The organism is Streptomyces sp. SID5469 (genome assembly GCF_009862865.1).
GTDB lineage: Bacteria > Actinomycetota > Actinomycetes > Streptomycetales > Streptomycetaceae > Streptomyces > Streptomyces avermitilis.
Genome location: NZ_WWIN01000001.1, coordinates 8,718,845 through 8,730,931, shown reverse-complemented (window position 1 = coordinate 8,730,931; position 12,087 = coordinate 8,718,845). Strand labels below are relative to the sequence as shown.

Genomic DNA, 12,087 nt, shown 5'->3' with positions numbered 1-12,087 from the left:
GGACGCGCGGATCAGATGCGGCCCCGCCCAGGGCGACGGGAGTTACGTCTCCGGAAGGTCCGCGCCGGTGGCCTCGGCCAGGTCGGCGGGCATCCGCTCGACGCGGCGTCGGCGGGTGACAGGGGAACGTGCCGGAGGGCACGGAAGGGCACACCCGTGGGTGCGACCCGTTCGGTCGTGGTCGCGGTCACGAAACGTGAGCTTAGGGTAGCCTTGGTTTAGTTTCCAAACCGCCGTCACACGCGGGCGACATGGACACCCCTTGATCGACGACGCGGCGGCTCGCGCGGATCGCGACTACGATCCGTCCACTAAGGTAAGGCTTACCTACTTTTTTTGGGCCGAAGCCTCATGCGCCGAAGCCTCATGCGTCGAAGCCTCATGCTCAGGAGTGATCCCATGACCGTGGCCGTGGAGTTCCCGCCGACCGCCGCCACGACCGGCGTGCCCGGCCTGCTCACCGCCGGCTACCGACGCCTGGGCGATCTCTGCGAGGCACTGACCGTGCGCGTCCAGGACGACCCCCGCGCGGCGCCTGCCCAAACGGGTTGTTCCGGAGCCGAATTGACGGACAGTCAAGCGTCCCTCGAAGCGTTCATCGAGGCCGAGGCGGCCCGGATCCACGACCGCCACGGGCACACCCCGCGCCGGGACGTCGCCGCGTCCCGCGCCCTCCACGACTACGCGTGGTCGGTCGGTCTGCTGATGAGCGGGGTCTGGTACCTGGAACAGCGGGTGCCGCGCATACGCCCCGAGGACGTACGCCTGGACCTGGCGTCCGGGACGTACACGATCACCGCGGGCTCGGACCTGGCCTGCCTGCCCGACGACCCGGCGGCCGCCCTCCCCGGCGCCCTCCCCCTGGCCGACGAAGAGGCCCTGCGCGCCGCGCTGCGGTCCGCGGTCGCCGACCACATGCGTCCGCTGCTGACCGCGCTCGCCCCGTACGTCCGGCGCGGACCGCGCACCCTGTGGGGCATGGTCGGCGACGACCTGGTCTCCGGGATCTGGTACCTCGGCCGCACACTCGGCCGGGAGGCCGCCGCGATCCGGGCCGCCACCGCGCTCCTGCCCTCCCCCAAGGCCCCCTTCCCCGGCGGCGCCGACTTCCGTCACCTCACCGGCGGCGACGGCCGCCACCACCCGACCCGCACCCGCATCGGCTGCTGCCTCTACTACACGATCCGCCCGGCCGAGGCCTGCGCCACCTGCCCCCGCACCTGCGACGCGGAACGGCTGCGCAGGCTGGAGGCCTGAGGCGCCCCGGCCCCGGCCCCCGCGGCGGAGTGAGGCCCGGGAATCCTGGCGCCCGGTACGCGTTGAACACCGTGTGAGCTCAGTGATCGCGGCAACCCGCTTCTCCGTACTCGACCGCTCCCGTACCCGCGAAGGGCACGACGGTGCGGCGGCGCTGCGTGACACGGTGGGGCTCGCGCGGGACCTGGAGCGCCTCGGTTACCACCGGATCTGGGTCTCGGAGCACCATGGCGTGCCCGGAGTCGCCGGTTCCGCGCCGACCGTGCTGGCCGCGGCCGTCGCCGCGGCCACCCGTTCCATCCGGGTGGGCACCGGCGGGGTGATGCTGCCGAACCACCAACCGCTGGTCGTGGCCGAGCAGTTCGGCGTACTCGATGCCCTCTTCCCGGGCCGCGTCGACATGGGGCTCGGCCGGTCCGTCGGCTTCACCGACGGGGTGCGCAGGGCGCTGGGCCGGGACAAGGACGATGCCGACGACTTCGCGGCGCAGCTCGACGAGCTCCTCGGCTGGTTCCTCGGCACGTCCCCGACCGGCGTGCACGCGCGGCCCGCCGAGGGCCGGACCGTGCCGCCCTTCGTGCTGGCCATGGGCGAGGGCGCCACGATCGCGGCCCGCGCCGGGCTGCCGATGGTGATCGGCGACCTCAGGAACCGCGAGAAGATGCGGCGCGGCATCGACCACTACCGCGAGACGTTCCGCCCCTCCCCCTGGGCGCGGGAGCCGTACGTCGTGATCTCCGGCACGATCGCGGTGGCCGACACCCCGCAGAACGCCCGCCGCCTCCTCGTCCCCGAAGCCTGGTCGATGGCGTACTCACGCACGCACGGCACCTTCCCGCCCCTGCCGCCCGCCGAGCGCGTCGAGTCCCTGCGGATGACCGCCAGGGAGCGCGGCTTCTACGAGTCGGGCCTCACCGGTCACATCGCCGGGACCGAGGACCAGGTCGCCCACGAACTGGAGACGGTGATCAAGGAGACCGGCGCGCAGGAGGTGCTGGTCACCACCAGCACGTACGACCGGGACGCGCTGCTGGACTCCTACCGGGGGCTGGCCCGGCTCGCGGGACTGACCGCCCTCTAGAGTCGGCGGTGTCGTGTCGGGTCATGAGTCCCACTGGTCGCAGTACTCGATGTGGATCTCGCGGGCGTCGCCGAGAATGCCGTCGTTGGAGTGGAGTTCTGTGCAGAAGTACGGGTAGCTCGGATGGACGGGGACGTAGCCAGGACCGTTGCGGGCGACATCGAGGAAGTGCCGGGCGGTCTCCCTGAACACCTTCGCGCTGCCCGTCATGAACAGAGTCTCCGCGTGGAGATGCTGATGGAACAGGTCCCGGTTCTCCCGGTGGTGCCGTGCCCCGGGGTCGACCACGGCTCCGTCACCGCGGCCCGCCCCGGGCAGCGTCACGGTCTGCGGGCGCCCTCGGCCCAGTCGCCCGCGTACTTCCTTCCAGCGCGAAGGCGCGAATTGCCGCGAGTGATGCAGCAGCACGAGGTCAAGCTGGCGTGTGCCGGCTGCGGGGAGGTCGCGGGAAGGGGCCGGGTTGCCTCGTATCGGCAGGTGGATCAGCGCGTGCGGTGAGGAGGCGGCAAGCTCCCACAGCCCGCCGATTCGCCGCGCCGCGTCCTGATCGAGGTAGGCGTCCAGGTGCCGGTCGTGATCGATGAGCACGGCGCGGTCCAGTGGGCGGGCCGGCCGGATCACTTTGAACTCCGCGGATCCGAGGCGTGCTTGATGGATGGTGACGGGTAGTTTCATCGGTTCTCCGGGATACGCCGACTGACGTCTGCAAGAGCTCCTCAGCCCTGGAGGGACAGCACGATCCACCGAACTCGCGGCCGAGGCCGGGGGATGAGGAAGAACTGACGTGCATTTTTTGATCATCCGATTGATCGAGCAGTTGATCAACTACCGTGTTGGGGCATGAACGCGGACGGATGGTTGGCGGACACCCGGAGCTCCTACGACACGGTCGCGGTCAGCTATGCCGACCAACTGCGCGGGGCCCTGGCAGGGACGCCGTACCTTCGGGCGGCGCTGGAGTTGTTCGCCGGCATGATTCACACAGCCGGCGGCGGGCCAGTGGCGGATGTGGGCTGCGGACCGGGGCACGTCACCGCCCACCTGCATGGGTTGGGCGTCGACGCATTCGGTATCGACCTTTCACCCGCGATGATCGACGTGGCTCGGCGTGACCATCCTGACCTGCGGTTCGAGGTGGGCTCGATGACGGATCTCAACCTGGCCGACGCGTCGGTCACCGCCCTGCTCGCCTTCTGGTCGTTGATTCACGTCCCTGACGATGCGATCCCTGCGGTCTTCGGCCATTTCCGGCGGGTGGTGCGTCCTGGCGGACCGCTGCTGCTCGGCTTTCACATCGGCGACGAGTCGCGACTGAAGACGGAGGGCTACGGCGGTCACCCGATGAAGGTCCATGTCCACCACCGCCAGCCTGTCCAAGTGACAGCCTGGCTGCGCGATGCCGGGTTCACTGTCGAGGCTCAATGGCTGCTCGGCCTCGACGGGCACATTCCAGGAGCAGTCCTTTTCGCGCACCGCCAGTCCTAGGCCCCTGTCGTCGCATTCCCGTCCGCCGGGCGACGCCTGGCGCCTTGGCCGGCTGCCGGCCCGGCGGGCAGACTGCGCACATGCAGCTCCCCGCCGAAGCCGTTGCCGCCACCGCGCTGATCGAGGTCGTGAGGATCTCCGCCCTCCCGGCCAAGCGGGGCGCCCCGTACCCCGGCAGGACGGTCGCCCAATGCCACGAGGTCCTTATGCACGGAACGGCCGTGCCACCTGCGCTGGGCACGCAGTTCTTCGACGCGGACACCCCGCCGGCTCAGGCCCTCCTGGCCCTCTTCCGCGCGGCGGCCCCGTAACCGGCCGACGTCATGGTGCTGCGGTCCGGTGGGAGTTTCAGAGGGCGTTCAGGTCCACGGCGGAGGCGATGGCGTGGGACCCGGCCTCGTTGGGGTGCAGGCCGTCCTCGACAACGTAGCCGGGGCGCGGCAGGGCCGGATCGGCCGGGCTCGCGAGGGCACGGTCGACGTCGAGGACGGAGTCGTACGCGCCGCTGGTGCGGATCCAGTGGTTGACGGCGGCCCGGACCTTCTCGCCCCGTTCGCTGTAGACGGGGAAGAGGGCGCCCTTCATGGGCAGGATGGTCGCGCCGACGGCCTTGACGCCGCGGGCGTGGGCGGCGCGGATCAGCTTCTTGTGACCCTCGATGAGCTGACGTGCGGTCACACGGGGCGCGGAGCCCATGCAGGGGTCCCCCATCTCGGGCGCACCGATGTCGTTGGCGCCCAGGTGGATGATCACCGTGCGCAGGCCGGGGCGGTCGAGTACGTCGCGCCGGAATCGGTCTTCGGCCTTGTCCCCGTAGCAGGGCGAGTCGTTGAGGATCCGGTTTCCGCCGATGCCGGCGTTGACGACGTCCAGCGGGCGACGGTCGGCGACCAGGCGTTCGGCGAGCTTGTCCGTGAAGCGGTTGTCGGCGCCGGGCGTGGCCCCTGTCCCGTCCACGAGCGAGTCACCGAAGACGACCACGGTGCCGCGCCGCGGGGTGGCGGGGCCGGACACCTCCACCCCGCTCAGGAAGTACCAGGCGTTCGTGGCGTCCTGGAAGGCGTCGCCGCCGGAGTCGGACAGGTGGCGTCCGGCGGCACGGTACGACGTGGCGGTGGTGAACCGGTGGAAGGTGGCCGGGCCGGTGCGGCCGGCGAAGTACAGGGTGACTGTCAGCTTCTCCAGCGGAGAGGTGCTCAGGGCCTCGGCGTCGCTCACGGCGTCCCGCCCGGGGGCGATGGTGGTGCCCTGACTCCCGCCGAACCTCAGCTCGCGTGCCGTGCCCGGCCAGACCTGGGCGTCTCCGGCGGACCGGCCGACGGTCGCGGCGGTGATCCGCAGGGGCGTGGTGCCGTACGTGTGGGACAGCCGGATCCGCACCGTGGATCCGCCCGTGGCGACGCGGACCACTTGGCGTACGGACTGGTCGGCGAATCCCTGCCGCGACCAGTTGGGCCCCTTGTCCTCGCTCCCCTCGACGGGCCGCTGCACGGCGGTGCCCCACGCCCCCGTCCACACCGGCCCCCCGGTGGCGCGCGGTTGCTGCCGCGCGTCCTCCCGCGCCACGGCGGCCGCCGAGACGACGAGCGCGGTGAGCAGCGCCGTGACGGCGGCGAGCATGCCTCGTCGTCCCGTCGTCCTGGGCGGACGCGGCTTTGCTGAATGCATCAGAGATCTCCTCGGGAAAGAGTGATGAGGAGATCTCACCGTCCTTCGGGTCGGAGATCACCGGGGCTGTCCCCCGAATCGGCCTTCGGGTTGGCCCCACCCTGCGTCGGGCCCGCGCGCGTTCCGCCAGGTCAAGCCGGCGCGCTCCCGCCGACGGCAGCGGCCGGCACCCCGTGGTCGTCCGGTGCCGGTCGCGCTGATTCCGAGAGACCGCTCGAGCCTCACCCCACGAGCTGGTAGATGCTCTTGGCCATCAGCCACAGGCCGAGTGCCAGGGAGATGGACACGATCGCCTGGTCCTGGTGGCCGTCGATCCATGCGCGCAGCTTCCTCAGTCTGACCTGGGCGGTGAGCGGCCGGAACGTGGCGTGCAGCTCCATCGCCAGCAGGCTCGAAGTGGCGAGCAGGCAGTACCCCGTCAACGCGAAGTACGTGGCGGCGGACGACATGTTCGCCTCCACCACCGTCGCCGCGCCTGCGGCGACCGCGCCCCAGGGCTGGAGAAGGACGCCGAACCCGGCGGCCGCCCACACGGAGACGTGGTCCAGTCGCGCCATCCACTTGGGGGACTGGCGGGGCCGGCTCCCCCGGCGCCGCTTGCGTTCCCCGTAGAACACCATCCCCAGGCCCAGGATCAGCTTGAGGACCAGAACGGCGGTGGAAGGCGCGCTTTTGTGGGGCGGCGGTCTGCCGCCTGTGAGCAGGACGACGACGGCGATCAGCAGGACCAGACAGGCCAGCCACGCCAGAATGAACGCGAGCCCCTTGCGGACTCCCTTGGGCGCGGACAAAAGCAGGATGAAGGCGGTGTTGTGCAGCGGCCCCAACGTGATGGCCACGCCAATGACGACGAGGTCGAGAACCACGCGTGCCCTCCGATCGAGGAGCCCGCTCGATGGGCGTGCCTGGCCGAAGACCGCCGGTGTGACCAGGTCCTCGCTCGGGCCTCAGGGGCTCAGGAGGCCCATGGCTTCGGCCCTCGCGAACTCGGCGTCGCCGAGGACACCCTGGTCCCGCGGCGGGCCTGACTCCTTGAGCGGGGCGATCCAGTTGTCCATGCCCGCAGCCGGCGCTGCGGGCGGCTGATCGGGCTGCACCGGGGCCTGTTGCTCATCCTGTGCCGCCCACCGGCCGGCTTGCCACCGGGACACCACGGTTCGACACGGCAGTTGCTGTTCCGGCGACGACGGCTGCCCGAGCGATACCGCGAAGAAATCCAGGTAGGCGCTTTTCTCCTTGGATCCGTCGACTGCGAGGCAAGCGGCTTTCCGCGGACCGGGGTCTCCGCAGGCCAGCGGTTTCCAGTGGAACCGGCGGTTTCCAGTGGAACACGGCTGGGATCTACCCGCACGCCCACCGGTCAGGACCCGACCGGGCGTGCATCGACGTGCGCACACCTGCGCATCGTCGCGGAACGCACACATCCGGTGACTCTTCGCTGCTATACAGGCACAAGGGGAAGAAGGCACACCGTACGTTTCGGGGGAACATCCGTTGGTGAACGAGCACGACCCGGTGCGGGCGGACGACAACGGCCTGCTGAACGCGCCGCCAGGAACGACCGAGTTCCTGCATCTCGTGCGGGCACTGGTGCCCAGGCCGCGGCGTGGCGAGCGGTGGCTGCCCGCGTTGGAGATCGACGGCCCGCACGCGCGAGCCGTGTACGACGTGCTCAACAGCCGTCTGGTCACCGCCGCTCGGCCGACCCCGTACTGCGCGGTGCCGTCGCCCGAGACGGAAACCCGGGTCGGTCACGGTCCGGAGCCCACGAACGGCACGGCCAGGACGGGCGGGACGGACGGGACGGGCGGGACGGACGGGACGGACGGGACGGACGACCCAGCCTCCGACACGGAAGTGTCCGGCCGACGGGCGGACCGCGGGGGAACCGCGCTGGCCGAGGAGGCCGATCCCGCCGGTCACGCCCTCGATCACCAGGACGTCGAGGCGCTGCGGGTCCTGCTGGACGAGGTCTGCCACGGCCTCGCACGGCAGCGAAGCGGCCAACCGCGGCTGCGTTTCCGGCACTTCTCCCTGGTGCAGTGGGCCATGAACACCCGGCTGCCCGCGGGTGCCCGGACGGACGAGTATCCCGCCGTGCTCGCCGCCGACCTGCGCGCGACCCGACGCGGAGCGGACCGCCCCGCGGCCGACCTCACGGGCCTCGGCGGCGCGCTCGATCCCGTCCTTCAATTCCTGTGGAACGTACTGACGGTGGCCGTGCCCCCGGCCTTCTTCCGGGTGGTGGCCGGAGGCCGTGTTCCCGGACTGGGGCGCACCTACCGGTGGTTCATGCGGCAGCCCTACCTGAGACCTCAACTGTCCGGGAACTTCCTCGGCCTCGCCGAACGGCTGACCGCCGGTTACCGGGCCGACGAGCCCTCCGAACAGGTGGCGAAGCTGCTGGTGCACGCCTTTCTGGAGGACCTGCGTCGCTCGTTGCGGCGCCGTCCCTGGCGGCCCGGCGGCTGGCGGCACACGGCGTACCCCGTGGTGCAGATCCGCAGCGGGGAATCACCCACCACGAGCCGGACACTGCTCCGGCTCGTGGAACAGGTGCGGGACGAGACCGGGCGGCTCGTGCCCGTCCTCCTGGTACACGTCGCAGGCCGGCAGGACGGCGGCCCGGTACCGTCCGCTCCCGCCCACGCGCTGCGCATGACGGATCTGCACGCGATCGACCGGAACCAGTGGGCTCCCGTCTCGTACCGAAGCCGTCTGGCGCGCCGGACCTCCGCGCCGACGGCCCGGGTCCGCGGGCGGCGCCGGCTGTGGGCCGATGGCGAGGTGGACGCGGAGCGGGTGCCCGCCTCCGCCGTGGTGGCGGCCCCGGCTCCGCCGTGGTTCAGCCGCCCCGTCGTGATCGTCGCCGCCTGCCTGTTGCTCTTCGTGCCCGCCGCGGTCTGGTCCGGGCGGTATCTGGGGATTCCCGGCTGCCTGCACCGGCCGTTCGCCGCCGACGTCGTCGTGCGCGACGTCGGCGGAGAGTGCATCGGCTTCAGCGACGGCGCCGCCCTCACCTTCAACAACCAGCCCGGCCAGGAGAATCTGCACTACATCCAGGAGCGCATCTTCGCCCAGAACCGGGATGCCAGGAGAGCCTGGGAAGAGAGCGGCCGGCGCCGCCCGTACGTCACCGTCGTGTACCTGGGCACGCTGACCGGTCGTGCCACCCAGGCCGGTGAGGAGGCGTACGCCGCTGAACGCGAAGGCCTGGAAGGCATGGCCGCCGCCCAGTACATCGGGGTGCGGGCCACGGTGAACACCTCCTCCGTCCCGTTGCTGCGCATCGTCATCGCCAACGCCGGCTTCCAGATGAAACACGCCGACCTCGCCGTCGACATGATCGCCCGGCTGGCACGCCAACCGTCCGACGCCCCGGTGATCGGTGTCGTCGGACCCGTCGAGAGCCGGACCGCCAGCGCCGTCGCCCTGCGCCACCTCAATCGGGTGGGTCTCCCCGCGATCGCACCGGCGCTCTCCGCCGACCACATCGACAGCAACTCGAACCTGTACTTCCAGATCTCCCCGCCCAACCGGGACCAGGTCCATCTGCTCTCCGCCTACGCACGCCGAAAGGGCTGGAAGGGCCTGCACATTTACGTCACCTTCGGCGAGAAGTCCAGCCGCAAGGACGACCTCTACGTCGCCACGCTTCTGGACGACTTGAAGAAGGAGTTCAAGGGCACCAGCGATCTCACTTCCACCAAGTGGCATCCCGGACGGTCGATGCAACGCGAGTGCGATTACCGCGGCATGCTCTTCTTCGCCGGCCGGTGGTCGGAATACGGCGACTTCCTGGCGGGTCTGCGGCAAGCCTGCCAGAACAACGACTGGCCCCGGCACCTCGTGGCCGACGACTCCGTCAACCGCTACATGGCCAACAAGACGCTCCGCAAGACGGCGCCGGACAACCTGACCATGCTGTACGTGTCCAAGTCGGGCCTGGCGACGTGCTCCTCGCTGCGCCGCCCCGACCCGGACGTCGGTCAGTTCCTGGCCGCGGTGCAGTCACCGGACCTGCTCAGCCCGCCCAGGTGTGTCGGTGGGCCCGGCCCTCAGCAGTGGATCGGCGAACAGGTCGGTCTCGCGTACGACGCCACCATGCTCTTCAGCCAGGCCGTCGAGCAGCTGGCCGGACGCATCCGTGTGTGGCCCCAGCCATGGGACGGGCGGATGATCGACCCGGCGGCCGTCCACACCGAGATCCTCCGGGGGAACGCGAAGGGTGGCTGGCCTGGCGTCACCGGCCACCTCTCCTACGACATGGGCTCGGGCGAGCCGAAGAACAAGCCGCTTTCGCTCCTGCGCGTCGACGACATCACCGATATGGACAAGCTGCCCACCGAGGTCTTCGTGTGCAACCCGCGGGGAGCCCAGGGCGCGGCCGTGTGCAACAGCAGCACAGCGGACCGGCCGTGATGACGGCAGTGGCTTCCATCCCGTGCACTGGTCCATGGACCTGTTGATGATTTCCTTCATGATCTCCGAGGTGCCGCCGTAGATCCGCTGGATGCGCACGTCCGCGTACCGTCGGCGGGCGGCGAAGGAGGGGCCTCAGGGATGCGACGTCGACTGCGGCCCTGTGCTCGCCCTGCGCAGGGCTTCCTGCGCCGCGTCGGCAAGGGCCCGGCGGTCGGCGCGGTCACCGGCCGCCGGCATCGGCAGCACCTCGACCTCGGCCACCAGCCCTCGCGCCGACGCCACCCGCCACAGTGACGCGAGCAGCGGGTCGTCGCCCACGAACGCGGGCGTGGTGCTCGCCGCTCCCCCGGCGGACCGGTAGTGGATACGCACGGGCTGGACGGGCACGCCGGCGTCGAGTGCGGCCTGGAAGACGGCCCGCCGGAACCGGCCCTGGGCCCGGCCGCACCAGGTACTGCCCTCCGGGAAGGCGACGACGGCCGCCCCGCCGCGCAGGGCGGCGGCGATCCGCCCCACCGTGTCGGGCAGGGCCCGCAACCGGTCGCGCTCGATGAAGAGGGTGCCCCCTCGTGCCGCCACCGCGCCCGCCACCGGCCACGCGCGGACCTCGGCCTTGGCGAGCATCCGTGCCGGACGGACGGCGGCGAGCAGCGGGATGTCCAGCCACGAGATGTGGTTGGCCACGACCAGCAGGCCGCCGGTGGGGGCGGCGGCCCCGGTGATGCGCACCCGCACACCGGCGGCACGCGCCACGGCCCGGCACCATCGTCGGATCAGCGGGTCGCGCTCCGCCGCGCGCATCCGCCCGACGGCCGGGGTCAGCAGGACACCGGCCAGGACCAGGAGCAGGAGCGCGGTGAGCCGCAGTACCGCGCGCGGCACGGCGGTCCAGGCCGCCGTGCTCTCCACGCATCCACGCGCAGTGCACGGCGCGGTGGGCAGCCATGCGCTGACCCGCGCGGCGGAACGCCCCCCGGCGGACCCCGCGGGAAGGGGCCGCCGAGCGGCAGACGCGGACGCGGGGACGGGCACGGCCCCGGAGACCGACACGGGACCAGGAACCGGCACGACCCCCGACACCGGCGCAACCCCCGGCGCAGCCGCGGCCGTCGGCACGGACCCGGGTGCCGGCACAGCCGCGGTCGTCGGTCGGACCGGCGCGCTCGGGCCGGGCGGCGTCGCCCCGGCAGGGCGCGGGCACGGTCGGACCGTGGGACGGGGACGAGGGAGCGGCACGCCGGGGAGCGGGGGTCGCGGCGCTCCGATGCGGGGCGCGCTCATCACGCCGGTACGAGCGAGAGGAAGTGCCGCAGATAGCGCGGGTCGACTCGGCGCATCGGCAGCAGGACGTAGAGGTCCGCGACGCCGAAGTCCGGGTCGTGCGCGGGGCGGCCGCACACCCAGGCGCCCAGGCGGAGATAGCCGCGCAGCAGGGGCGGCAGTTCGGTGCGCGCCGGCCGGGCCACGCCCTCCGGGTTCCAGGGCAGCCGCGGCCGTACCCGGTACTCCTCGGGCGCCAGGTGCTTGGCCTCGACCCGGTCCCAGGTGGCCGCGGCGAGCGCACCGCCGTCGGCGAGCGGAACGGAGCAGCAGCCGGCGAGCCACTCGTGGCCGCCGTCGACCATGTAGCGGGCTATGCCGGCCCAGATGAGCCCGATCACCGCGCCGTCCCGGTGGTCGGGGTGGACGCAGGAGCGGCCCACCTCGACGAGTCCGGAGCGGACTACGGCGAGCGGGCCGAGGTCGAACTCGCTCTCGGAGTAGAGCCGGCCGGCGACCGCCGCCCGCTCGGGCGGCAGCAGCCGGTAGGTGCCGACGACCTGACCGGTCGCCGTGTCGCGGACGAGCAGGTGGTCGCAGTACGCGTCGAAGGCGTCGATGTCGAGCCCCGGCTGCGGGGTGGACAGCAGGGCGCCCATCTCCGTGGCGAAGACGTCGTGGCGCAGCCGCTGCGCGGCCCGGACGTCGGCTTCGTCGCGGGCGAGGGTGACGGTGTAGCGGGCGGGGGCCGTCGGCTGCGGCGGGCTGTCGAGGGTGGAAACGCCGGTCATGGCTCACTCCTGGTCACGGGCCGGTTCGGCGAGAACGGGGGCGCCCCCTGCTCGAACGCAGGTGAGAGCCCGGGGCAAGCAGACCGGTGGGGTACGGCCTGCCCGCTCCTGTTCTTCCGA

10 protein-coding genes and 1 pseudogene are annotated in these 12,087 nt (G+C 71.8%); 5 read left to right on the top strand and 6 right to left on the bottom strand.

The features are described 5' to 3' along the window. The first annotated feature begins 399 nt into the window (after positions 1-399). Together GTY58_RS37985 and GTY58_RS37980 are read left to right on the top strand one after the other, a co-directional pair. A complete protein-coding gene (locus GTY58_RS37985) occupies positions 400-1,257 on the top strand; it encodes a (2Fe-2S)-binding protein (protein ID WP_037647105.1) in 858 nt (285 codons plus the stop codon). A gap of 73 nt (positions 1,258-1,330) precedes the next feature. Further along, positions 1,331-2,338 carry an LLM class flavin-dependent oxidoreductase gene (locus tag GTY58_RS37980; RefSeq protein WP_010988713.1) on the top strand — a complete coding sequence of 336 codons (1,008 nt, stop codon included), beginning with the start codon at positions 1,331-1,333 and terminating at the stop codon, positions 2,336-2,338. A gap of 21 nt (positions 2,339-2,359) precedes the next feature. Here the strand turns inward: GTY58_RS37980 and GTY58_RS37975 are convergent, their stop codons facing one another. Beyond that, on the bottom strand, positions 2,360-3,013 hold the full coding sequence (locus tag GTY58_RS37975; RefSeq protein WP_037647102.1) for a hypothetical protein: 654 nt from the start codon (positions 3,011-3,013) through the stop codon (positions 2,360-2,362). Between the two features lie 165 nt (positions 3,014-3,178). On the opposite strand from GTY58_RS37975, the gene GTY58_RS37970 reads away from it, so the two are divergent. Together GTY58_RS37970 and GTY58_RS37965 are read left to right on the top strand one after the other, a co-directional pair. Beyond that, positions 3,179-3,823: a class I SAM-dependent methyltransferase gene (locus GTY58_RS37970; protein ID WP_010988711.1), complete on the top strand. Its 645-nt coding sequence runs from the start codon at positions 3,179-3,181 to the stop codon at positions 3,821-3,823. Between the two features lie 80 nt (positions 3,824-3,903). Then, positions 3,904-4,134, top strand: a complete 231-nt coding sequence (locus tag GTY58_RS37965; RefSeq protein WP_010988710.1) for a hypothetical protein — start codon at positions 3,904-3,906, stop codon at positions 4,132-4,134. Between the two features lie 37 nt (positions 4,135-4,171). Here GTY58_RS37965 and GTY58_RS37960 read toward each other — a convergent pair whose 3' ends face one another. Both GTY58_RS37960 and GTY58_RS37955 read right to left on the bottom strand, forming a co-directional pair. Then, positions 4,172-5,491: an SGNH/GDSL hydrolase family protein gene (locus tag GTY58_RS37960; RefSeq protein WP_107083138.1), complete on the bottom strand. Its 1,320-nt coding sequence runs from the start codon at positions 5,489-5,491 to the stop codon at positions 4,172-4,174. Positions 5,492-5,712: 221 nt separating this feature from the next. Then, the gene (locus tag GTY58_RS37955; RefSeq protein ID WP_010988708.1) at positions 5,713-6,357 is read right to left on the bottom strand and encodes a GAP family protein; all 645 of its coding nucleotides are present in this window, start codon (positions 6,355-6,357) and stop codon (positions 5,713-5,715) included. A 631-nt stretch (positions 6,358-6,988) separates the two neighbouring features. On the opposite strand from GTY58_RS37955, the gene GTY58_RS41765 reads away from it, so the two are divergent. Then, positions 6,989-9,913, top strand: a complete 2,925-nt coding sequence (locus GTY58_RS41765; protein ID WP_052082306.1) for a hypothetical protein — start codon at positions 6,989-6,991, stop codon at positions 9,911-9,913. Positions 9,914-9,958: 45 nt separating this feature from the next. On the opposite strand, the pseudogene GTY58_RS41760 reads toward GTY58_RS41765, so the two are convergent. From GTY58_RS41760 to GTY58_RS37930, 3 genes and pseudogenes are all read right to left on the bottom strand, one after another. Further along, positions 9,959-10,018: pseudogene (locus tag GTY58_RS41760) on the bottom strand (hypothetical protein); the annotation flags it as partial. 30 nt (positions 10,019-10,048) lie between these two features. Then, positions 10,049-10,825 (bottom strand): lysophospholipid acyltransferase family protein, encoded by a 777-nt coding sequence (locus GTY58_RS37935; protein ID WP_242432221.1) that lies wholly within the window; start codon positions 10,823-10,825, stop codon positions 10,049-10,051. A gap of 371 nt (positions 10,826-11,196) precedes the next feature. Next, positions 11,197-11,967 carry a GNAT family N-acyltransferase gene (locus GTY58_RS37930; RefSeq protein WP_010988705.1) on the bottom strand — a complete coding sequence of 257 codons (771 nt, stop codon included), beginning with the start codon at positions 11,965-11,967 and terminating at the stop codon, positions 11,197-11,199. Positions 11,968-12,087 lie beyond the last annotated feature (120 nt).

Bases quoted from the DNA above. Each gene is read 5' to 3' on its own strand.
- GTY58_RS37960 (WP_107083138.1), bottom strand. From the start codon at position 5,491: ATGCATTCAGCAAAGCCGCGTCCGCCCAGGACGACGGGACGACGAGGC.
- GTY58_RS37970 (WP_010988711.1), top strand. From the start codon at position 3,179: ATGAACGCGGACGGATGGTTGGCGGACACCCGGAGCTCCTACGACACG.
- GTY58_RS37985 (WP_037647105.1), top strand. From the start codon at position 400: ATGACCGTGGCCGTGGAGTTCCCGCCGACCGCCGCCACGACCGGCGTG.
- GTY58_RS37930 (WP_010988705.1), bottom strand. From the start codon at position 11,967: ATGACCGGCGTTTCCACCCTCGACAGCCCGCCGCAGCCGACGGCCCCC.
- GTY58_RS37975 (WP_037647102.1), bottom strand. From the start codon at position 3,013: ATGAAACTACCCGTCACCATCCATCAAGCACGCCTCGGATCCGCGGAG.
- GTY58_RS37965 (WP_010988710.1), top strand. From the start codon at position 3,904: ATGCAGCTCCCCGCCGAAGCCGTTGCCGCCACCGCGCTGATCGAGGTC.